This is a genomic window from Chitinophaga sp. 22308 (assembly GCF_052045305.1).
GTDB lineage: Bacteria > Bacteroidota > Bacteroidia > Chitinophagales > Chitinophagaceae > Chitinophaga > Chitinophaga varians_A.
Window position 1 is genome coordinate 722,752 of sequence record NZ_JBQEOP010000003.1, and the last position, 19,623, is coordinate 742,374.

The 19,623-nt window shown below is 49.0% G+C and carries 24 protein-coding genes; 5 read left to right on the top strand and 19 right to left on the bottom strand.

Features of this window, described 5'->3' with window-relative positions:
- Positions 1 to 209: 209 nt before the first annotated feature.
- From ACTJJS_RS14735 to ACTJJS_RS14750, 4 genes are all read right to left on the bottom strand, one after another.
- Entirely contained in the window at positions 210 to 1,586 is a 1,377-nt protein-coding gene (locus ACTJJS_RS14735; RefSeq protein ID WP_440664265.1) for a TlpA family protein disulfide reductase, read from the bottom strand.
- 92 nt (positions 1,587 to 1,678) lie between these two features.
- Complete coding sequence (locus ACTJJS_RS14740; protein WP_440664266.1) at positions 1,679 to 2,221, bottom strand: O-acetyl-ADP-ribose deacetylase; 543 nt, start codon at positions 2,219 to 2,221, stop codon at positions 1,679 to 1,681.
- 4 nt (positions 2,222 to 2,225) lie between these two features.
- Positions 2,226 to 2,975 carry an NYN domain-containing protein gene (locus ACTJJS_RS14745; RefSeq protein ID WP_343744637.1) on the bottom strand — a complete coding sequence of 250 codons (750 nt, stop codon included), beginning with the start codon at positions 2,973 to 2,975 and terminating at the stop codon, positions 2,226 to 2,228.
- A 102-nt stretch (positions 2,976 to 3,077) separates the two neighbouring features.
- Complete coding sequence (locus ACTJJS_RS14750; protein ID WP_188096829.1) at positions 3,078 to 3,548, bottom strand: Dps family protein; 471 nt, start codon at positions 3,546 to 3,548, stop codon at positions 3,078 to 3,080.
- Positions 3,549 to 3,724: 176 nt separating this feature from the next.
- On the opposite strand from ACTJJS_RS14750, the gene ACTJJS_RS14755 reads away from it, so the two are divergent.
- A complete protein-coding gene (locus ACTJJS_RS14755) occupies positions 3,725 to 4,912 on the top strand; it encodes an MFS transporter (RefSeq protein ID WP_168870917.1) in 1,188 nt (395 codons plus the stop codon).
- A 45-nt stretch (positions 4,913 to 4,957) separates the two neighbouring features.
- Here ACTJJS_RS14755 and rmuC read toward each other — a convergent pair whose 3' ends face one another.
- The 4 genes from rmuC to ACTJJS_RS14775 form a co-directional block, all read right to left on the bottom strand.
- Positions 4,958 to 6,409, bottom strand: a complete 1,452-nt coding sequence (gene rmuC / locus ACTJJS_RS14760) for a DNA recombination protein RmuC (RefSeq protein ID WP_440664267.1) — start codon at positions 6,407 to 6,409, stop codon at positions 4,958 to 4,960.
- Between the two features lie 116 nt (positions 6,410 to 6,525).
- Positions 6,526 to 7,602: an iron-containing alcohol dehydrogenase family protein gene (locus tag ACTJJS_RS14765; RefSeq protein WP_168870915.1), complete on the bottom strand. Its 1,077-nt coding sequence runs from the start codon at positions 7,600 to 7,602 to the stop codon at positions 6,526 to 6,528.
- Between the two features lie 20 nt (positions 7,603 to 7,622).
- Positions 7,623 to 8,348 carry a 3-deoxy-manno-octulosonate cytidylyltransferase gene (gene kdsB / locus ACTJJS_RS14770; protein ID WP_440664268.1) on the bottom strand — a complete coding sequence of 242 codons (726 nt, stop codon included), beginning with the start codon at positions 8,346 to 8,348 and terminating at the stop codon, positions 7,623 to 7,625.
- 67 nt (positions 8,349 to 8,415) lie between these two features.
- Positions 8,416 to 9,606, bottom strand: coding sequence for a DegT/DnrJ/EryC1/StrS family aminotransferase (locus ACTJJS_RS14775; RefSeq protein ID WP_440664269.1), 1,191 nt, complete (start codon positions 9,604 to 9,606; stop codon positions 8,416 to 8,418).
- A gap of 116 nt (positions 9,607 to 9,722) precedes the next feature.
- On the opposite strand from ACTJJS_RS14775, the gene ACTJJS_RS14780 reads away from it, so the two are divergent.
- Positions 9,723 to 10,160: a YybH family protein gene (locus ACTJJS_RS14780; RefSeq protein ID WP_440664270.1), complete on the top strand. Its 438-nt coding sequence runs from the start codon at positions 9,723 to 9,725 to the stop codon at positions 10,158 to 10,160.
- Between the two features lie 127 nt (positions 10,161 to 10,287).
- On the opposite strand, the gene ACTJJS_RS14785 is transcribed toward ACTJJS_RS14780, so the two are convergent.
- On the bottom strand, positions 10,288 to 10,488 hold the full coding sequence (locus ACTJJS_RS14785; protein WP_440664271.1) for a hypothetical protein: 201 nt from the start codon (positions 10,486 to 10,488) through the stop codon (positions 10,288 to 10,290).
- A 514-nt stretch (positions 10,489 to 11,002) separates the two neighbouring features.
- Between ACTJJS_RS14785 and ACTJJS_RS14790 the strand changes: the two genes are divergently transcribed.
- A complete protein-coding gene (locus ACTJJS_RS14790; RefSeq protein WP_211092580.1) occupies positions 11,003 to 11,578 on the top strand; it encodes a CAP domain-containing protein in 576 nt (191 codons plus the stop codon).
- Here the strand turns inward: ACTJJS_RS14790 and ACTJJS_RS14795 are convergent.
- Positions 11,575 to 11,856 (bottom strand): hypothetical protein, encoded by a 282-nt coding sequence (locus tag ACTJJS_RS14795; RefSeq protein WP_168870910.1) that lies wholly within the window; start codon positions 11,854 to 11,856, stop codon positions 11,575 to 11,577. The genes ACTJJS_RS14790 and ACTJJS_RS14795 overlap by 4 nt on opposite strands.
- A 10-nt stretch (positions 11,857 to 11,866) precedes the next feature.
- Complete coding sequence (locus tag ACTJJS_RS14800; protein WP_168870909.1) at positions 11,867 to 12,628, bottom strand: glycoside hydrolase family 25 protein; 762 nt, start codon at positions 12,626 to 12,628, stop codon at positions 11,867 to 11,869.
- Positions 12,629 to 12,756: 128 nt separating this feature from the next.
- On the opposite strand from ACTJJS_RS14800, the gene ACTJJS_RS14805 reads away from it, so the two are divergent.
- Positions 12,757 to 13,782 (top strand): SPASM domain-containing protein, encoded by a 1,026-nt coding sequence (locus ACTJJS_RS14805; RefSeq protein ID WP_440664272.1) that lies wholly within the window; start codon positions 12,757 to 12,759, stop codon positions 13,780 to 13,782.
- Here the strand turns inward: ACTJJS_RS14805 and ACTJJS_RS14810 are convergent, their stop codons facing one another.
- Genes ACTJJS_RS14810 through ACTJJS_RS14820 form a run of 3 tightly spaced genes read right to left on the bottom strand, consistent with a single transcriptional unit; the run spans position 13,783 to position 14,843 of the window.
- Positions 13,783 to 14,145, bottom strand: coding sequence for a hypothetical protein (locus ACTJJS_RS14810; protein WP_440664273.1), 363 nt, complete (start codon positions 14,143 to 14,145; stop codon positions 13,783 to 13,785).
- Between the two features lie 18 nt (positions 14,146 to 14,163).
- Positions 14,164 to 14,622 (bottom strand): hypothetical protein, encoded by a 459-nt coding sequence (locus ACTJJS_RS14815; RefSeq protein WP_440664274.1) that lies wholly within the window; start codon positions 14,620 to 14,622, stop codon positions 14,164 to 14,166.
- A 26-nt stretch (positions 14,623 to 14,648) separates the two neighbouring features.
- A complete protein-coding gene (locus ACTJJS_RS14820; protein WP_168870905.1) occupies positions 14,649 to 14,843 on the bottom strand; it encodes a YtxH domain-containing protein in 195 nt (64 codons plus the stop codon).
- A 210-nt stretch (positions 14,844 to 15,053) separates the two neighbouring features.
- Here ACTJJS_RS14820 and ACTJJS_RS14825 point away from each other — a divergent pair, with 210 nt between their 5' ends.
- Entirely contained in the window at positions 15,054 to 16,130 is a 1,077-nt protein-coding gene (locus tag ACTJJS_RS14825; RefSeq protein ID WP_168870904.1) for an AI-2E family transporter, read from the top strand.
- Here ACTJJS_RS14825 and nadD read toward each other — a convergent pair.
- The 5 genes from nadD to paaA all read right to left on the bottom strand — a co-directional run bounded on the left by nadD (position 16,127) and on the right by paaA (position 19,497).
- On the bottom strand, positions 16,127 to 16,696 hold the full coding sequence (gene nadD, locus ACTJJS_RS14830) for a nicotinate (nicotinamide) nucleotide adenylyltransferase (protein WP_168870903.1): 570 nt from the start codon (positions 16,694 to 16,696) through the stop codon (positions 16,127 to 16,129). The two genes, ACTJJS_RS14825 and nadD, sit on opposite strands and share 4 nt — an antisense overlap.
- Before the next feature lie 92 nt (positions 16,697 to 16,788).
- Complete coding sequence (paaD, locus tag ACTJJS_RS14835) at positions 16,789 to 17,286, bottom strand: 1,2-phenylacetyl-CoA epoxidase subunit PaaD (RefSeq protein WP_343744634.1); 498 nt, start codon at positions 17,284 to 17,286, stop codon at positions 16,789 to 16,791.
- Between the two features lies 1 nt (position 17,287).
- Positions 17,288 to 18,052, bottom strand: a complete 765-nt coding sequence (gene paaC, locus ACTJJS_RS14840; RefSeq protein WP_440664275.1) for a 1,2-phenylacetyl-CoA epoxidase subunit PaaC — start codon at positions 18,050 to 18,052, stop codon at positions 17,288 to 17,290.
- Positions 18,049 to 18,417, bottom strand: coding sequence for a 1,2-phenylacetyl-CoA epoxidase subunit B (locus ACTJJS_RS14845; RefSeq protein ID WP_168870901.1), 369 nt, complete (start codon positions 18,415 to 18,417; stop codon positions 18,049 to 18,051). The genes paaC and ACTJJS_RS14845 overlap by 4 nt, the downstream gene beginning before the upstream one ends.
- A gap of 81 nt (positions 18,418 to 18,498) precedes the next feature.
- Entirely contained in the window at positions 18,499 to 19,497 is a 999-nt protein-coding gene (gene paaA, locus ACTJJS_RS14850; RefSeq protein WP_440664276.1) for a 1,2-phenylacetyl-CoA epoxidase subunit PaaA, read from the bottom strand.
- Between the last annotated feature and the right edge of the window lie 126 nt (positions 19,498 to 19,623).

The window sequence follows — 19,623 nt, forward strand, 5'->3', positions numbered from 1 at the left end:
CTTAACAGTAGTACAGACCACCAACTTTTACAAGGTGGGTGATAGCATTGGTCATTTTCTGGCTCCTTGTGCCATCGTTATTTTTGCTCTGATGTTCATTTACGCCTGGGCGAAATACGCAAAACTCTAATAGTTTTTCACATCGCATTATAGAAGAAAAAGGCTTCCTTCCGGAAGCCTTTTTCTTTTTGTATCTCTATTCCTGGCAGTTACCCTTTGCCAAGCAGCTTTTCTATCAGTGCTTTCAGCTCCGGCGTAGAAGGACGCGGCGCGTCGATAGTCACTATCTTACCCTGCTGGTCAAACACCATAAAGCGGGGAATACCCTTGATATCATAAAATTTGGTCACCTCTCCCCAGCCTACGCCAAAGAGCTGAACTCCTTTCATGTCTTTTTCTTTCACGAAAGCCGACCACTTTTCTTTGTCTTTGGCCTCGTCGACAGAATAGCCCACGAAGGTGACGTTTTTGTCGTGCAGCTCTTCTTCCAGTTTTTGCAGGTGAGGCAGCTCTGCTTTACAGGGGCCGCACCAGGTAGCCCATACGTCCACCACGACCACTTTTCCTTTTAAATCGTTGAAAGCCACCTTTTTGCCGTTGGTATCCTCGCCATTAAAATTGAACCCTGGTTCTCCTGCGGCAAACTTACGCAAGGCTTTCTCTGCCGCCAGGTAACGCTGTTGCTGGTCGGCTGTTACCAGGTACTGTTTCACAGGCGTTACCGCCTCCGTGAGCTTATCGAACGTTCTGAACCCGCCCAGGCTTTCCGTGATAAACAGCCCTTTGATGGTATCATTGCAAAACAGCCGTGCATTTTCCGCCAGGGAAGCCGGGGCCGCCCTTTTTTCCGTACTCATGATGTAGGTAAACGTCTCATATAAACGAACGATCCTGCCCGCGTCTCCGTTGGCCAGCAATTTGCCATCACAGTATTTGTTGTTCTGTATAATCTGCCGATAAAAAGCCGGATACTGGCCCTTCTCCGGGTGTTTGGAGTGCGGCATCAGCAAAAATGACATGGCTACAAGCTCCATATCCACGTCCATGGTGTATTTCAGCAGTTCGTTGAACTTTTTGTTGGGAGTGTTCACCGCCTTTTTCAGGCCGGACACCCTGGGGGCCAATGCTTCCAGCCTGGGAAAGAAAGTCATGTAAGTGGCCGTATCCCCAAGGCTCGTATAACGGGAGATAGTGCCCAGCTGCTCTTGCCATTGCCAGAGTTGTTTGTTCTCTGCTGATCCTGCCTGCAGGCTATAAGCATCATATTCCAGCTTCAGCTTCAGCTGATCGCCCGGTTTAAGATAAATACGGGTGTCTCCGCGAGTGCCAACGGAGAGATAGTAGAACCCTTCTTTAGGCGACGGGATGGCAAAGGCAAAAGCATGCTGCTCATCCACCATAGCATTGGCAATTTCGGATTTGCGGCCTTCTTCCACGGCGTACAATGTTACCTTTTTGGCTTTTTCAGGTGCTTGTCCCTGGATAACGGCAAGTGTGGGAACCGGCACCGGACCGGCAATTACATGGACATTCCATGCCAGGCAGACCGCCAGTGGCAGCAGTCTGCTTACTTTGGTTGGTTTCATTTCTTAATGGTGGTTTGGTTTTCGATTCATTAATCGTTGTGGTTTCAAATATAGACAAACCGGCTTGTCTTTAACCCCCAAACCATCGTCATTTATTCTTCGGGCCTTATATATTGATTGTAGTAATGTTGTGCCAGCGTATAATTTTCATCATCAAAGCATACCAGGACCACTTCCTGCACCACTTCATCCTGCTCCAGGAAGTTGACGATAGTGTCCATGGCAATACTGGCAGCCAGGTCTTTCGGAAAATGATAAATACCGGTGCCGATATTAGGGAAAGCCACTGATGCCAGCTGATGGCGGGATGCCAGCTGTAACGAATGCAGGTAGCAGTTGGCCAGAAGTGCAGGTTCGTTGTTATGTCCACCATTCCACACAGGGCCTACAGTATGTATAACATGTTTGGCAGGCAAACGGCCGCCGGTGGTGATCACGGCCTCTCCCGTTTTACAGCCCCCCTGCCGGGCCACTATAGCGCGGCAGTCTTCCAGAATGGCTGGTCCTCCGGCCCTGTGGATAGCACCATCCACGCCACCGCCGCCCATCAGGGAGGAGTTGGCCGCATTTACGATGGCAGCAGTATCCATTTTGGTAATATCTCCCTTGACGATCTTTATTTTCCTATATGCCATAACGTTATACAGTTCTTACATACACCAGTTTACCGGTCTTCTTGCCGCTCTCCCGGATGTCTATTTCAAAGTTGGGGAAGTTCTTGATCAGCTGTACAAGTTTGTTGAAGCCATAGTTCCTGGCGTCGAAGTCGGGCTGTTTTTTTAGCAGCAGGTTACCCAGCTCTCCGAGATAGGCCCATCCGTCTTCATCAGCAATATCATTGATACTGGTAGACAGCAGGTCAATCAGTTCTTTATCAGCTTTGCTGATGCCTTTGGGTTTTTCCTTCGCCGATTTGGGTTTGCTGCCGGGTTCTGTTTTCTTTTCCCTGATTTGTAATATCTCGAGATAGATAAACTTATCGCAGGCGGCGCGAAAGGCGCTGGGCGTTTTCTTCTCTCCCATGCCTATTACCCTCATGCCAGCCTCTCTCAGTCTGGTGGCCAGCCTGGTAAAATCGCTGTCGCTGGACACGAGGCAAAACCCGTCTACCCTGCCGGTATACAGGATATCCATGGCATCGATGATCATGGCCGAGTCGGTAGCGTTTTTTCCGGAGGTGTAACTGTATTGTTGTATCGGAGTGATGGCATTTTCCAGTAATACGCCTTTCCAGCCTGCTACGGTAGGTTTGGTCCAGTCTCCATAAATTCTTTTGAAAGTGGGGTTGCCGTATTTGGCTACTTCTTCCAGCATCCCTTTAATGTTGTGGTAGGGTATATTGTCGGCATCTATCAATACAGCGAGGCGGAGATCATTTGAATTATCCATGTGGAGCATTTACATTGGGTTATTAGGTTATTTGGAAATTTAATCATTTAATGGGTTCTTAAAATGATTAAATTTCCAAATAACCAAATATCCCAATTGTTATTATTTGAGGTAAGAACGGATCATCCAGGCCAGTGACAGGTGTTTCTGCAGGAGCTGTGTTGCAAAATCAGCAGCGCCTTTGTCTTTGTATTTTTCATCGAATTCATCGATCAGTCTGCGCAGGTTGCGGATAATGGTTTCATGGTCGTTCAGCAGTTCCTGCAGCTGTTTTTTCTGGTCGTTGGAATATTCGGATTCCAGGAGGTTGGTCAGTTTCAGTACGTCTGCATAACGGCCTTCCGCATAGTGTCCTATTTTACGGATATACTCTGCCACTTCATCTGCAATTTCTTCCAGCTCTTCGTATTGTCCTTCGTAGAACTTGTGCATTTCCATGAAATTGGGACCTTCAATGTTCCAATGGCTGTTGCGCGTTTTGGCGTACACCAGTAATTCGTCAGCCAGTACTTTGTTCAACTCTAATGCTATTTTCTTCGCGTGTTCCGCAGAGATGCCAATTTCGATTTTCATATAACTGAATTTTTTGGTTTTAAATAAATTTACGAATTCTTCCGGAGGGCAATTATGATGTTTATCATAAATTAACAATCGCTATAATAAACAGGTCCATAGCCGCTTTTGTTCAGGTTTTCGTTATCCGGTCAACATATTCGCCAAAATTGTACCATAGTTACTAATTTTGCAGCATGGACCAGTCTTCCGGAAAAATCTACAGTCTGCATTTCATTCTCTTATGCCTGAGTAATGCTTTATTTTCTGCCAGTTTCAATATGATGATCCCTGAGTTACCTGCATATCTGAGTAATATGGGAGGGGCGGATTACAAGGGGTATATTATCGGATTGTTTACATTGATGGCCGGATTGTCCAGGCCTTTCAGCGGCAAGCTGACAGATACTATCGGGCGTGTGCCGGTCATGATTTTCGGTTCTCTGGTATGTGTGGTGTGTAGTCTGTTATACCCACTGGTTAGCTCCGTTGGGGCGTTTCTGCTACTTCGTTTTTTCCATGGATTCTCCACAGGGTTCAAACCTACCGGTACTTCCGCTTATGTTTCCGATATTATTCCGTACAACCGGCGGGGTGAAGCCATGGGCATGGTTGGTTTGGCCAGCACAATCGGGATGGCCCTCGGGCCGGCCATTGGCGGTTACATGGCGTTAAGATGGAATATCAATGTGATGTTTCAGCTGTCGGCTGTATTTGCCCTGCTGTCTGTGGTGATCCTGATCGGCATGAAAGAAACCCTGGTCAACAAACAGCCATTCCGGCTTTCACTGTTAAAAATCAAGGGAGATGAAATATTTGAGCCGCTGGTGTGGTCTCCGGTGATCATTTGTTTCCTGACCTATTTCAGCTATGGCGCTATGCTCACGATTATCCCCGATTTCGGGGCTTTTCTGGGAGTGGCCAACAAGGGCGTGTTCTTTACCTATTTTACTGCCAGCTCCATCGGCATCCGTTTGCTGGCCGGTAAGGTGTCTGACCGTTATGGGAGGGTGCCTGTACTGAAGGTTTCCGCCGTGCTGATGGCCGCTTCCATGTTAATGATGGGCCTTGCCGGCTCTCCGGCCCTGCTGATGGCTTCCGCCGTGGTATATGGCATCTCTGTAGGCCTCAACTCGCCGGCTGTAACAGCATGGACCATCGACCTGGGGCAGCCCGAGCACCGTGGCCGCGCACTGGCCAGCATGTATATCGCCATGGAAGCCGGTATCGGGTTGGGGGCTTATTTCTCCGCTTTTATCTACAACAACAAGTCATCCAACTTCCCGGCAACGTTTTACCTCTTTGCTGGCATTACCTTACTGGCTACCATCTACCTGACTTTTTTCTACAAAAAGCCGGCGATGATGGCCAAAGAATGTCCGTAAGTCCGATGCAACAATGCCGATAACTTCACCCGCAAAACAAATAAGTTACTGCTCCTGCTCATCCTGAACCACTTCATCAGGAGAGGCCGGGCGCTGCACAGTGATACCTGGCGCCGGTATTTGTTCTGCTCCGGATGCAGAAGGCGCGGTCTCCTCATCGGTCGTCATCTCTACCTCTACTGTCAGTTGCCGCGGCAGGCTCTTTTTATTCTCCAGCCCCAGTTTGCGCATGCGCTCCGCTCTGCCTACGAGGTTGCCATTACCGGTATGCAGCTTGTTCATCGCGCTGTCATATACGCTCTGGCTGCGTTTCAGATGTTCCCCGATCAGCCCCATGTCTTCCGCGAAGCCCACGAACTTATCGTACAACGCACTGCCCTGCCGCACAATTTCTTCTGCGTTCTTGTTTTGATTATCCAGCCTCCACATGGCGTCAATAATCCGCAGCGTGGCCAGTAACGACGGTACGCTCACCAGGATCACCTTACGGCGGAAAGCATAATCATAAAGGTCTTCCTCCTGCTGCATTACCGCCAGCGCATATGCCGGCTCTATTGGAATAAACAGCATTACAAAATCGGTGGTGTTCTTATACAGCGTATGATAGGCTTTGCGGCTCAGTTCATTCACATGGTTCTTCACAGACTGCACATGCAGCTTCAGTGCCTGTTGCCGTTCCGCCTCTTCAGCAGCGCTGCAATACTGTTCATATGCTTTAAGGGATACTTTGGAGTCGATCACCAGCTGCCTGTTTTCCGGCAGTTGCAGCACCATATCGGGCAACCGCAGTTGTCCCGTCTCATCGCGCTGTGCGTCTTGTGTGACATAGTGGATTCCTTTCTCCAGGCCCGACGCCTCCAGTACCTTTTCCAGGATCATCTCCCCCCAGTTGCCCTGCTTTTTGGTGTCCGCCTTCAGCGCTTTCGTCAGGTTGTTCGCTTCTTTGGAAAGGGTTTGGTTCAATTGCAACAACCGCTGCAATTCCGATTTCAACTCCGCCCGTTGCGATGTTTCCGCCACCAGGGACTGCTGCACGCTGCTCCGGAAATTATCAATTTTTTCCGCCAGTGGCTTCAACAGATCGTCCATTTTCACCTGGTTTTGCTGCATAAAATTCCCTGATATCCGCTGTAGCAACTGTTGTGCTGTATTCTCGAACTGTGCTTTAAAGTCCTGGTGCATTTCGTGCAGCCTTTCCTTTTCGCTCTGTAATTGTTGTTGCAGATATTTGTTCTGCTCCATTAACCGGCCCTGCTCGGCCATTAATGAGGCAAACTCTTCGTTGAGCCGCTCCAGTTGCTCCTGCTTCTCGCGGGCCAGTTGCTGTTTGTCGTCCAATAGCTGCTGCAAATACCCCTGCTTCGCTTCCAGCTGGGCATGGCGCTCCTGTTGTGCTGACATTTCCGTCTGTAATGCCCGCTGCCGGCCCATTGCGGTGAAGTATAAATACCCCAGCACCAGGGCCCCGATTCCTGTGACAATCAATAATATCAACATGATTAGTTCGTTAAAGGCAATATCGTTTATGACTACGCATTGGATTTGCGTGCAAAAAAAATACGAATTGCAAACTACGCTGCAATTCGTATTATTTAATATGGTTTCCCGTAAGATTATAATCTCTCGTACAGCTTGCGCAGCCGCTCACGGGTCATGATCTCCTTCCAGTCTTTGCCCAGCGCGTTTTCCCACAGCGGGGCCATGCCCAGCGACACATTGATCATGGTATCAAACTGTTCATCGGTCAGTCCTTTGGTAATACCTTGCGGAATATCGATGTTGTGTTTTTTCACCATCTCCTTGAACTTCTTCACGCCATCAGGATAAAACTCTTCCAGCTTGTCAAACACGATACAGTTACCGATACCATGTTTGGTGCCCAGCAGGTAAGCCAGTCCATAACTTACGGCATGGGCCACTCCTACCTGGGAATAAGCAATGCTCATACCGCCGGCATAGGAGGCCATCATCAGTTTTTCGTCGGAATCATCGTCCCAGATGTCTTTCTGCAGGAATATCTCTTCGCACAGCTCCTGTGCTTTCTCACCATAAGATTTACTGAAAGCATTGAGGTAGGTGCCGGTCAGCGATTCTACACAGTGGATAAAACAGTCCATGGCGGTATAAAAACGCTGGTTAACCTCCACAGTCTTTGTCAGTGCAGGGTCCAGCACGATCTGGTCAAACGGGGTGTAGTCAGAGTTCATGCCCAGCTTGCGGGTAGGGCCTGTCAGCACGCAGGTGCGGCTTACTTCTGCACCGGTACCGGAAATAGTAGGAATACCCACTTTATACACCGCCGGGTTCTTCACCAGGTCCCAGCCCTGATAATCAGCAGAGGAGCCGGGATTGGTCATCATCAGCGCTACGGCCTTGGCCATGTCCATCACAGAACCACCGCCAATGCCGATAATACCGGACACCTCGCCGAATTCAGCTTTCAGCTCGTCACGGATTTTATCTACTGTAACGGTTTTGGGTTCGTACGTCACATCAATCACCACAACCTTGTCTTTGCCCTGCAGCGGTATGCGGGACAGAAATGCCTGTTTGTCCTGGAAATACTCATCCACGAAAAAAATCATGGGAGCATCGCCTTTACGACGGGGGGCCAGTATTTCGCCCAGCTGATCAAAACATCCGCTGCCGTAAACTACGTAGTCCACCATTTTGAAATTCCTGAATTTCATATATCCGTTTTAGTTAGATGTTATAAATATTTTGAGGCCTTTTCCAGGTCTTCCGGCGTATCGATCTCCACCCCCATATAGGAAGTAACGACCATCTTCATCGGTATACCGTTTTCGAGGTAACGCAGGCACTCGATCTTCTCCGCCAGCTCCAGCGGCGTAGGCGCCAGCTGTGTAAAATCCAGCAGCGTCTGTTTACGGAACGCGTAAATACCGATATGCTCGTAATAAATGCTTTTGATGTCCTTATTGCGGGGATACGGGATCACGGAACGGGAAAAGAACAGGGCGTTGAACTGTTTGTCTACCGCTACTTTCACATAGTTGGGATCGGCAATCGAAGCTTCATCATGCAGCTCCTGCATTAAAGAGGCTACCTGCACCTTTCTGCCCTCTTCGCCTTCAAAAACCCGGAGCAGTTTCTCCAGTGGTTCTTTTTGGGTAAACGGTTCATCTCCCTGAACATTCACCACGATGTCAACATCCATGTCAACAACGGCCTCGGCTATACGGTCCGTGCCACACTCATGCTCTTTTTTGCTCATTACGGCTTTGCCGCCATGGCCGACAATCTCGTTGTAGATCACATCGCTGTCCGTCACTACCATCACATCATCAAATACTCCGGTATTAACGGTGGATTCGTACGTGCGGAGGATGACGGATTTTCCACCCAGCTGGGCCATCATCTTCCCGGGGAAACGGGTAGCGCCATAACGGGCAGGTATCAAAGCTACTTTCTTCATGTTTATGCTTTACTCACAAAGACACAAAGCAGCAATGTTCTTTGCTGCTTTGCATTTTCATGTGAAATTATAACGCGCTTTTTACGGCTTTCACCAGCTTTTCAGCCCGTTCCTGTACTTCGGCGTCGCTCCAGGCCAGGTTGATAGGGGTGGAAATGTTCCTGCTGATAATAGCATCGGAAGCAGGGAACTGTTTGGTTTTATAAATTTCCATCGCCTGTTTCAGGCCGGGAGCAAATGGTGTCAGTACGTCACCGTTTTTGAAGTGGTCCCACTGACGGATATAATGCCAGTTGTTATCGTAGTAGTAAAAAGCAGGCAGACCCGCAGCTTTCATGGCGGCCGCAGCGTTTCTGGCCTGTTCGGCTTCCGGCAGGAAGAACGACAGGAAAGTGGCGCTGTCGCCGGCTTCATCCGGCAGGCGGCGGAAAGTCACGCCAGGCACGGTGGCCAGCGCATCTTTGAAGATTTTTTTGGTCCTCCGCTGAATGGCCAGGAAGTTGTCCAGTTTGCGGACCTGTGCCAGTCCTACGGCTGCATGCAGCTCGGAGATACGGTAATTGTACCCGATAAACGGATGCAGGTCTGCGCCACGGTCCACACCAAGGTGGTCATGGCCATGGTCGGTATAACCGTCACATTTGATATAAACATCTTTGTTATTGGTGATAATAGCACCGCCTTCTGCGCAGGTAATGGTTTTTACGAAGTCGAAGGAGAAAGTGCCGGCATCGCCAATAGAACCAAGTGCTTTGCCTTTATAGGTAGCGCCGAAAGACTGACAGGCATCTTCCAGCAGCAACAGGTTGTGTTTCTTACAGATGGCCTGCAGGGCGTCCAGATCAGCCATAGCGCCACACATATGTACCGGCATCACTGCTTTGGTACGGGGAGTGATGGCTGCTTCCACCGCTTTGGGGTCCAGTGTCAGGGTGTCATCAACATCTACCAGCACCGGCGTAGCGCCAACGGAGAATACAGATTCAAAGCTGGCAACGAAAGTAAAGGTAGGCATGATGATTTCATCGCCGGCACCCAGTCCGAGGGCGGCCATAGCGGTGGTCAGTGCGGCAGTACCGCTGGAGGCAAGCTGTGTGTACTGTACGTTCAGTTTGTCGCAAATGGCCTGTTCCAGTTCCTTTGCTTTCCAGATCCCTTTACGCGGACCGTCAAATCCATAACGCATCATGATACCTGTTTCCAGTACATCATTTACTTCTTTCCGTTCTTCGGCGCCAAATAGTTCATATCCGGGCATAAGCTGTTGATTTTTAAAATATAATTGAAAGAGATGTCAAAATAGTGCTGCAAAGTTACTATAATCAGTGTTGCGTTACATCGCAAATTCTGTTTATCTTTTGCTAAAAATTCACCATGCGTTTTATACTGTTCCTGATAATGATAGCCAGCTTCTCCGCAATGCCAGCCCAACATGCTGATGCCCAACAGGACGACCGCCGGCAGATAGAAGGCCTCATGGCCGCCCAGACCAGCGCCTGGAACCGCGGCGATATTGATGCGTTCATGCAAACCTACTGGCATTCAGACTCCTTGCTGTTTATTGGTAAAAACGGCGTCACTTACGGCTGGCAGGCTACGCTTGACCGCTACAAAAAGAGCTATCCCGACACGGCGGCCATGGGCAAACTGGATTTTAAACTGCTGGAATTCAAGCCACTGGCCCGCGATGTGTATTTTGTAGTGGGCAAATGGCATCTTCAGCGCAGCATTGGCGACCTCCAGGGACACTTCACCCTCACTCTCCGACGTATCAACGGCGCCTGGAAGATCATTGCCGACCATAGCAGCTAAAACAAAAAAACCATCCTAAGAGTAGGATGGCCGCTATACACCACAACATTAAAGAAGAAACTAAAAAGTAAGCTGTTATCTTCTTTTAATAAAAAACGTCTGGGTTTTCTCCGGATATGGTAATTATTTATTTATCCTTATTGGACTTTTTGCTGTTTTTTTCGTCGTCACGTACGGCCTTGTTTTCTTCTTCCGGCGACCCTGACAAGTCCCCGTGAAGAGGATTGCGCGTAACGGTCCCCTTGTCTGTGGTCAGCACTTCCGCCGGCCTTTTTTTGTTTTGCGAAAAACCTGTCGACTTCTCTTTGCTGAGATTCCTTTTCTTCATAACACCGGTTTTAAACAAATGGAGCGAAAATGAACTTCGATATAAGTCCGACAAACACTATTCCAAGCGCAAAACCGCGGTTTTAGCGCGTTTAGCGGGCTGGAGACGGGGCAAACACTCCCCATCTGCCGGCCTCCAGTGTGCAATGTTCCCTACAGCACTGAGTAGCAAAAGGTTGCGTCCATTAACATTCAGTTTGCAAAAACGCTGGCGTTTTTTCGGATCTATCCCCTATTTTCGTGACCGCAGAAAACGTTTTGTACTGCCTCTGCATTCCTAACCCATAACCTTTGGACTACCGACGAGTAGTTTTAATCCTATCCCTGAAAGCTCCTATAGTTTTAATCCTTGTCCTGTTTAGAACCTGTATCTATTCATTTTTTAATTTTTTAATTTTTAACTGGTTATGACAGGGAAATTTATTTGTGCGATTTTAGGTGTATGTGTAGCAGCGGCAGTATTTACAGCCTGTTCCAAAGATTCTGGTTTACTTAATCCAAGTCGGCAGGATTCGGTGACGACCACACCAGGAAAACCTACAACAGACACGTCCAAACCTGGTTCAGGTACCAAGCCGGGTACCGACACCACCAAACCGGGAACAGGTACCACTCCGGGAACGACCAATCCCGGCACTACCAATCCGGGAACAACCACTCCTCCAGGTACCGGCGTAGCCGGCAACACAATTGACCGCGCCACCCTGCTTAGCCTGGTGAACGATGTACGCAGCAAAGGCTGTAACTGTGGCGGCGACCAGATGCCACCGGTAGGCCCTGTCACCTGGAACGACCTGCTGGAGAAAGCAGCGTACAATTTCAGTGTGGACATGCAAACCAACAACTTCTTCAGCCACACCTCTCCCAGCGGCTCCACGCCAGGCTCCCGCCTCGATGCTGTGGGCTACAACTGGAACACTTACGGTGAAAACATTGCGCAGGGCTACATGACAGAACAAAGTGTTATCCAGGGTTGGATCAACAGTCCGGGGCACTGTAAAAACATCATGAACGGTAATTTCAAGGAAATGGGCGTCGGCAAGGCCGGCAACTACTGGACCATGGACCTGGGCAGAAGAAGCGGCAACTAATCAGGGTTATCCATTTTTTTGCGCCAGAAACGCCATACCATATAAAGGTAGGCTCCCAGGGACAATACAAACCAGGAGTAAAAGAATATCATCCGGCCGGGGGTTGACTCCTCCGGCACGGCAAATCCCAGGTACAGTCCCAGGAACACATTGAAAACCATCCAGAAAAAACCGACGAAAATAGTACGCATGATCTTGATAAGAAACCAGAAAAGGTCTCTGTCCAGTTTGTCTATCTTTTTCGGTTCTCTTTCGGGGTTTTCTTTTTCTTCTGCCATATGATTAGTTTCAATGCGCCGGTAGGCACAGTTTAGCGAGATCGGCGCTGTCGCCTCTGAATACGTTAAAGTCCACCGTCGTCCTGATGCCGTTCACCCTTCCGATATCACTATGTTGCCAGAAAAGCCACGCCCTTTTGGACGCCGGCCGCTCTTTCTGGTAATAATGCGCTATCCATAGGGGGTAATCATCAAACTCACTGCCAAGATACGTTTCATAGAAATGGATATTGGTGTAGATGATCGGCTTTACTTTATAGGCTTTTTCCATCTCTTCCAGCCATATTTTGGCCGTGCTGCGGATCACCGCGGCCGGCTGATTATTGCTGGTTTCGATATCCAGCACCGGTGGCAGATCGCCCGGCTGCAGGTCCACCACATTGCGGAAATTAATGGCCTGCTTCAACGGGTCCCGCGTACTGTAAAAAAAGTGGTAGGCCCCCCGCACCAGCCCGGCTTTGCCTGCACGCTCCCAGTTCTGCCTGAAAGCGGCATCCTGGCGGGTAATGCCCTCCGTCGCTTTAATAAAGGCAAAGGATATACGAATTTTATCGACCTGCATCTGTTTGACAGCATGCCAGTTAATATCTTTCTGGAATTTGGAGACATCAATACCATGGATTTTATAATTGACCGGTATATCGATCCCAAACTCATCATACCGCACAAAGGAAATGCGCTCCTGGCGGAAATACCACCATTTCCCGGCAACAAGCGCCAGCAGGATGGTTAATACGGTCAGTAAAATGATGCGTGTCCGGTTACGTTTCACGTTGTTTTAGTTAGTTGCAGGGATTCGGGTAATACTGCTGTTTAATGCCGGCAGCCGTTTTTTTACGGCAAGTATAGGCTATAATTTGTTTAAAGACGCTACTTTTACATAGGTCAAGTGAATTTTATATGCCCGATTTTAACCTGAATGATACCCTGAACCTCGCTTCCAAATTCACTTTCCGCCGCGCCTTAAACGCCGGGAAAGTGCTGGGGAGCTACTTTATCAGCAAGTGGACCAATAAAGCGGTGCAATGGGGCTATCCCATTTCTATGTCTTTTGAGCCCACCACTTCCTGTAACCTCCGCTGCCCGGAATGTCCGAGCGGCCTGCGGGCTTTTACCCGCCCCACTGGTATGCTGGAGCAGGATTTCTTCCGGAAAACCATCGACGAAATCTCGAAAGAGCTGTTATACCTTATCTTCTATTTCCAGGGAGAACCTTACCTCAATCCGGGATTCCTGGATATGGTCAGATATGCGGCTGACAAAGGTATCTATACCGCTACCTCCACCAACGCGCACTACCTGACAGACGCCAACGCCAAAAAAACAGTAGAGAGTGGGCTGGACCGCCTTATCATCTCCATAGACGGCACTACCCAGGACGTATATACGCAGTACCGGGTAGGCGGTAAACTGGACAAAGTGATTGAAGGCGCCAAAAACATCGTGAAATGGAAAAAAGAACTGAAATCCACTAAACCTTTTGTTTTCTTCCAGTTCCTCGTGGTAAAGCCCAATGAGCATCAGATCGAAGACATCAAAAGGCTGGCGAAAGAAATCGGGGTAGATCAGGTACGGTTCAAGACCGCTCAGGTATATGACTACGAAGAAGGCAACCGCCTCATTCCCACTATAGATAAATATTCCCGTTACCGCCGCAACGAAGACGGTACCTATGCCATCAAAAATAAACTGGGCAACCATTGCTGGCGCCTTTGGCACTCGCCGGTTGTTACCTGGGACGGCCTGGTAGTGCCCTGCTGCTTCGACAAGGACGCACAACACCGGCTGGGCAACCTGAAAAAAGAATCATTTAAGGCGTTGTGGCACAATAAAGAGTATATACGTTTCCGTAGCCAGATCCTGGAAACCCGGAAAAACATAGATATATGCGCCAATTGCAGTGAAGGAACGAAAGTATGGGGATAACTATTCCTCTTCTTTGTTGGCCTGTGCTGCTTTTTTCTTCTTACGGCGGTTGGTCACTTTATTAAAGATATTGATGCCCAGCTGAACACCAATAAATTCCAGTGCCGTCATCAGGGCGCCGGTGGCAAAGTTTTTAAACTTCCCGCTGCCCCAGGCCATTTTGGCCACGTTGGCTGCAATGTTCAGCACTCCGCTATGTCTGGCACTACCGGGGATAACGGCGTTGAGCGCCATCTTTTTGTAGTTGTCTCTGAAGAAGTCAACCCGCTTTCCCAGATCATTTTCCAGTTGCCGGGAACGCATCTTCAAACGGGCTATTTCCAGGTCAAGGGTCTCCTGATTGGTTACTTTTACCTTACGCATGTGTAAACATTTTTCATGTTATCCTTTTGAAGTGTTTTCTGTAGCCTCTTCATTGGGCACATGTCCATATGCATCCTGTTCGTGTCCGGGCTGGTTATGAATATGACCGGATTGCTCATCTCTTTCAGCAATCTCTTCTACCAGTTCAGTCAGCAGCAACCTGGTAAGCGGCCGCTGGATCAACTGCCGGCGGAACAACAAGATCACCACAAACAATAATACAAACAAGCCTGCAGCACACGAAAAACCAATCGTGAAACTGCCGGTCATTTCACCAATCCAGAACCCTACTACCATTCCGAGAAAAACGATCACGAAAAAGAACAGCAGGAAAGCCATCGTCAGGGAAAAAAACAATCCCAACGCTTTCGACAGCTTTCCTGCTGCCTGGAGCTTTAGCAGGTCCAGCCGGGTTTCCAGATATTCTCTGGCCACCTTGCCTGTTTGGTTAAAATAGTTGCCGAAATTTTCTTCCATGCAATGTTTTTTAAACAGCTTAGGGGTTATGCCAACTCATTTTCCAACTCATCCTGGAACTGGTCCTTTCTTTTTCTCCACTTGTCTTTCAGCTTGTCTGTCTGGTCTTTCAGTTTTTCCACCAGTTCATCTTTTTTGTCAGAATTGAGGAAATACCCTACTGCTACACCTACGGCCGCACCAACAATAAAAGAAACAACAGCTTTGGAACTTGTACTCATAAAATAGGTTTTTAAGATGAGAGAATAAAGTTTTCATTTTTTGGTATCTAAAGGTTCACAAACACCATTCCATAAATGAATAATGTATAAAACTTTCCACTAAAATTCCGCATTAAGAACAAGCTTTGCGGTTTTTTGTTTAGCTATCATGGCCAAAAGCACTGGTTCGTTTTTTGCCTGTACCGTTAAATTATCCGATATTATTGTACTATGAGCTACCTGGACAACGACCGCCTCAAACAAATTGGGTTTCTTTTACTGATCCTTTTCCTGGCTATCCTGCTGTTTAAAGAAACATATATTTACTTCCCGGGCTTCCTGGGGGCCGTAACCCTGTATGTTGCCTCCCGTAAATGGATGTTCCGGCTCGTGGAGGTCCGGAAATGGAAGAAAAACCTGGCCGCCGCCACACTGATGACGGCCTCCTTCCTGATCATACTGCTGCCCATCGGCGCACTGGTGAACCTTCTCTCCTCCCGCGTAGCGTATGCGGCCACCCATTCAGGAGAGCTGATTAACAAGGCCCGGGAGTTCAATGAAAAATTACATCAGGAAATCGGGGTGAACCTGCTTTCCACCCAGCAACTGCAAAAGATCCAGGATGGGATAACCGCCTTCCTGCCCGGCTTTCTCGGTGCTACGTTCAATACGTTGACGGCTATCGCCATCATGTACTTTATCCTGTATTTTATGCTGGTCAACGGCAGAAAGATGGAGGAGACCCTGTATGAATATATTCCCCTCCGGGATGAGAATGTGGACCGATTGGGGAAAGAGTTTAATACCCTGGTATTTGCGAATGCGCTGGGAATTCCGCTGATTGCGGTGATACAGGGCATTGTATCATTGATAGGGTATCTTGTTTTTGGCGTTCCGCAGCCGATGTTCTGGTTTGTGGTCACTTGTTTTACGGCTATGCTGCCTGTTATTGGCGCGGCGGCGGTGTATGTGCCGATGGGCGTGTATCTGTTGGCCGTAGGCAATACCTGGCAGGGAATTGCGGTGCTGGTATATGGTTTCGGCGTGGTCGGGATTGTAGATAATCTTGCCCGTTTCATGCTGGCTAAAAAAATAGCAGATGTTCATCCCCTGATCACCATCTTTGGTGTGATCATCGGTGTTAATCTCTTTGGTTTTATTGGCTTGATATTCGGTCCCCTGCTGATCTCCATGTTTATCCTCCTGCTGGAGATCTATTCCAACGAATTCCTGGTGAAAAGAAGGGACCGCCGGCAACCGCGCCCGCAGGAGGCACCGGCTTCGCCTAACCGCCCCGCAGCTGATTAACGGAAATAGTTATTCTCCTGGATATAATTGATCACGCTGTCCGGCACCATGTACCGTACAGACTTGCCCTCTTTGATCCACTGCCGGATATCGGTAGCGGAAATGTCCAGCATGGGCGCATCGAGTATTTCCACCCGGGCGCCATAGGTATCGGTGATATCATGGCCCGGACGGCGGTATACATAAATCGGATAGTGCTGTACAATGTGCATATAGTTTTTCCACCGCGGCAGGTTCTGAAAACTGTCGCTTCCCATGATGATCGCAAATTCCTGTGTGGGGAATTTCTCCCCCATATAGGCCAGCGTGTCTACCGTAAAGGAAGGCCGTGGCAGTGAAAATTCAATATTGCTGGCGCGCAGGCGCGGTTCATCTTTGATCGCCAGTTCCACCAGGTGAAAGCGGTCATGTTCATTCAGCAAGGTAGAAGAGGTCTTCAGTGGGTTCTGCGGGGAAACCACAAACCATACTTTGTCCAGGTCAGTATTGTATGCTACATAATTGGCAATGATCAAATGCCCTGTGTGTATAGGATTAAAAGACCCGAAATACAAACCTATTCTCATGTTTCATCGTATAATTTGCCAATGGCCACTAATAATACGTGTAAAAATAGGTATTTCCTGTGATAGCCATTGTGGAAACATAGAAACAACGCTTATTCCAGCGGCTTGAATTGCTCAAACACCTGACCACATGATTTGCAGTAATGAATAGCGCGGCATAACGTGGACCCGAAAGGTGAACGGAGATAGGTATGCTCACTGCCACAGTGCGGGCAAGGCGTGTTCAACATGATCTCCGGCCGTACGTCCCCTTCCAGTACCGGCGGTGGGGCGATGCCGAAATTCTTCAGTTTCTCTTTGGCGGCGGCCGTCATCCGGTTGCTCTCCCAATGCACCTGTTTGTCTATTTCAACGGTAACGGCTACACCGAGTGCCTTTTCCACCACTGTCCTGATGTTGTCTTTGATATAGCTGACAGCCGGGCATGCGGCAAACGTAGGGATCATACGGACCAGCACCGGCTGTCCTTCCGTGATCTCCACACCGGTGATCATACCAAGGTCTATCACGCTGAGCACTGGTATTTCAGGGTCCATCACCTGCTCCAGTGCATGGTATACATCTTCCTGTGTAATCGTTGCTGACATCATACTACCAGCTGGCCTCCGTGTCCAGGTTAAATACTTCCCCCATCTCTTTCAGCAACGGGGCCAGGTAGGTGGTATGGAATCCCTGCCTGCCACCGTATACCGGCGTGATGGTATTCATGTCGGGGAGATTGAGGGATGCTTTCACCAGTACAGGATAGATACGGTCCAGCCAACGATGGTACAATTCCTTTTCACCGGGATATACCTTTTCAGCTATCAGTGTTTCCTCATGGGCCACCGAAGGCTCAAAAATGCCTGCCGCCAGCGCAATGGTATCGTTCAATGCTGTCTGCATCCGGGCATATCCTTCTTCACTGGCCTTGCTGAGCTGCATGATAAATGCGTTGGCATGCAACGTATGGTATTTCAATTCCCCTTTTATTTTTTTACTGAGCAGCCGAAATGGCTCAAAGCTGCTGTCCTGAAGGCTTTCATATCGTACCGTTTCTGCATGGTCAAACAGGAAATGCCGCATCAGGCTGAAGTCATACCCTCCATTGGGCATCTCCACGAGATGGGAGCATTTGAAGGCGTTTTCCGGCCGCATGAAAGCAAAGCGGTCAGGGTCTTCACCCCCGAGGTTTTCATGCAGGATGCGGTATAATGCCCAGGCATGACCGATCTTGTCCTGTGCCATGGAGGAAAAGGCAATGTCTTCTTCCATCACGGGGCCGAGGCCAGTCCATTCGGAATTGCGGTGGCCCTGAATCAGTTCATCATCGGCCATCTTTATGATTAGGTCTGTTAATGCTGCGTTGCTGATCATTTGGATTGTTTGAATTTGTTGATCTTCTCCATTACTTTGAAACCACTGGCATCGCGGTAGTTCTTTTCCAGGTTGTTGGCGAACATATCTTCATCTTCCACGTCAAAAGCCAGAATGTCAGCACTTCTGACTACCCACAGGTTCACACATTTTTTACGGCGGGCAAATTGTTCTTTGGCAAATACCAGCGCCAGTTGTGGGTCCGGTGCATGTACACAGCCCACGTGCTCGTGATGGGCGCCCCGCTTCTCCTGATGGAATACTTCGTAAACATTCCAGTTCTCTCCTTCCTCCACTTTGATGACCGCGTTGGCGTCACCCAGTTTCAGCCTGTTGACACGCGGATCTAAAGAATCGTTAGACATGAATTTGTTGATTGCTTTTATTAAACGAAAATCTGCCTGCCGACCACTCATCGCAGGCTATAACGTACAGGTATATACGATTTATGCAACCGGCAGTGAGCGCTGTTCTGTCGGGTTCATTAAAGCCTTGCGTACCCAGCGTCCTTCTTCTTCCGCCCATTTCCTAACCTGCAGCCGCTCAGCGTTGCAGGGACCGCCACCATTGATCACCCGGAAGAACTCGTTCCAGTCGGGGTCGGTATATTCCCAGCGGCCGGTGTCTGCATTCTTGCGAAGCGCCGGGTCGGGAAGCGTCAGTCCCAGTTCCCATATCTTCGGCACGTAACTGTCCAGGAATTGATTACGCATTTCGTCATTGCTCGCCATCTTCACCTTCCATTGCATCAGCTTTTCGCTGTGCTGGGAAGACTTGTCGGGAGGGCCGAAGAAATGCATGATCGGTTGCCACCAGCGGTTCAGCGCGTCCTGCAGCATGGCTTTCTGTTCCGGTGTGCCGGTAGCCAGCTCAATAAAAGCGTCATGGCCCTGCTTCAGATGGAAGCTCTCTTCATAACAGATACGCTCCAGCGCCCGGCAATAAGGGCCATATGAGCCTTTGGCATTGGCTACCTGGTTGACAATAGCGGCCGCATCGATCAGAAAACCGATCACGGTAACATCCGCCCATGTTTTGGCAGGATAATTAAATACGTTGGAATATTTGGATTTACCACTGAGCAGGTCGTTGATCATGGCTTCCCTCGACTTCCCAAGCGTCTCTGCTGCGTTGTACAACAGTTGGCCATGACCGATCTCATCCTGTACCTTGGCGATCAACGCCAGTTTACGCTTGAATCCGGGAGCACGGGTGATCCACGTTCCTTCCGGCAAGGCCCCGATTATCTCTGAGTGCGCATGCTGTTCTATCAAACGGATGAGTTGTCTGCGATATTCCGCCGGCATCCAGTCGCCCGGCTCAATTTTTTCCCCTCTGGCTATTCTTTCTTCAAAAGCCACCAGCTTTTCAGGATCATCATGCAGTTGTTCTTCCCGCAGCTGTTTTCCGTTTGGTTCGTCGAAAATATATCCGCCGCCGTACATAGTGCGATTGTTTTGGTTGGAAGTAAATTACGGAAAAAAGCCCGTTTCCGGCGGAAAATGATTGTTAAAACACCTGGTCCAAATGTTATAGAATTTACAAATTTTGAAGCCGGTTAACAGGCAGTC

What these genes read in the sequence shown, in the direction of transcription:
- kdsB (WP_440664268.1), bottom strand. Translation starts at nt 8,348, where the DNA reads ATGAAGAAAGTAGCTTTGATACCTGCCCGTTATGGCGCTACCCGTTTC.
- ACTJJS_RS14845 (WP_168870901.1), bottom strand. Translation starts at nt 18,417, where the DNA reads ATGTCTAACGATTCTTTAGATCCGCGTGTCAACAGGCTGAAACTGGGT.
- rmuC (WP_440664267.1), bottom strand. Translation starts at nt 6,409, where the DNA reads ATGTTGATATTATTGATTGTCACAGGAATCGGGGCCCTGGTGCTGGGG.
- ACTJJS_RS14740 (WP_440664266.1), bottom strand. Translation starts at nt 2,221, where the DNA reads ATGGCATATAGGAAAATAAAGATCGTCAAGGGAGATATTACCAAAATG.
- ACTJJS_RS14755 (WP_168870917.1), top strand. Translation starts at nt 3,725, where the DNA reads ATGGACCAGTCTTCCGGAAAAATCTACAGTCTGCATTTCATTCTCTTA.
- paaC (WP_440664275.1), bottom strand. Translation starts at nt 18,052, where the DNA reads ATGATCAGCAACGCAGCATTAACAGACCTAATCATAAAGATGGCCGAT.
- ACTJJS_RS14795 (WP_168870910.1), bottom strand. Translation starts at nt 11,856, where the DNA reads ATGGCAGAAGAAAAAGAAAACCCCGAAAGAGAACCGAAAAAGATAGAC.
- paaD (WP_343744634.1), bottom strand. Translation starts at nt 17,286, where the DNA reads ATGATGTCAGCAACGATTACACAGGAAGATGTATACCATGCACTGGAG.
- ACTJJS_RS14765 (WP_168870915.1), bottom strand. Translation starts at nt 7,602, where the DNA reads ATGAAATTCAGGAATTTCAAAATGGTGGACTACGTAGTTTACGGCAGC.
- ACTJJS_RS14785 (WP_440664271.1), bottom strand. Translation starts at nt 10,488, where the DNA reads ATGAAGAAAAGGAATCTCAGCAAAGAGAAGTCGACAGGTTTTTCGCAA.
- ACTJJS_RS14820 (WP_168870905.1), bottom strand. Translation starts at nt 14,843, where the DNA reads ATGAGTACAAGTTCCAAAGCTGTTGTTTCTTTTATTGTTGGTGCGGCC.
- ACTJJS_RS14745 (WP_343744637.1), bottom strand. Translation starts at nt 2,975, where the DNA reads ATGGATAATTCAAATGATCTCCGCCTCGCTGTATTGATAGATGCCGAC.
- ACTJJS_RS14750 (WP_188096829.1), bottom strand. Translation starts at nt 3,548, where the DNA reads ATGAAAATCGAAATTGGCATCTCTGCGGAACACGCGAAGAAAATAGCA.
- paaA (WP_440664276.1), bottom strand. Translation starts at nt 19,497, where the DNA reads ATGTACGGCGGCGGATATATTTTCGACGAACCAAACGGAAAACAGCTG.
- ACTJJS_RS14805 (WP_440664272.1), top strand. Translation starts at nt 12,757, where the DNA reads ATGCCCGATTTTAACCTGAATGATACCCTGAACCTCGCTTCCAAATTC.
- ACTJJS_RS14815 (WP_440664274.1), bottom strand. Translation starts at nt 14,622, where the DNA reads ATGGAAGAAAATTTCGGCAACTATTTTAACCAAACAGGCAAGGTGGCC.
- ACTJJS_RS14735 (WP_440664265.1), bottom strand. Translation starts at nt 1,586, where the DNA reads ATGAAACCAACCAAAGTAAGCAGACTGCTGCCACTGGCGGTCTGCCTG.
- nadD (WP_168870903.1), bottom strand. Translation starts at nt 16,696, where the DNA reads ATGAGAATAGGTTTGTATTTCGGGTCTTTTAATCCTATACACACAGGG.
- ACTJJS_RS14775 (WP_440664269.1), bottom strand. Translation starts at nt 9,606, where the DNA reads ATGCCCGGATATGAACTATTTGGCGCCGAAGAACGGAAAGAAGTAAAT.
- ACTJJS_RS14825 (WP_168870904.1), top strand. Translation starts at nt 15,054, where the DNA reads ATGAGCTACCTGGACAACGACCGCCTCAAACAAATTGGGTTTCTTTTA.
- ACTJJS_RS14810 (WP_440664273.1), bottom strand. Translation starts at nt 14,145, where the DNA reads ATGCGTAAGGTAAAAGTAACCAATCAGGAGACCCTTGACCTGGAAATA.
- ACTJJS_RS14780 (WP_440664270.1), top strand. Translation starts at nt 9,723, where the DNA reads ATGCGTTTTATACTGTTCCTGATAATGATAGCCAGCTTCTCCGCAATG.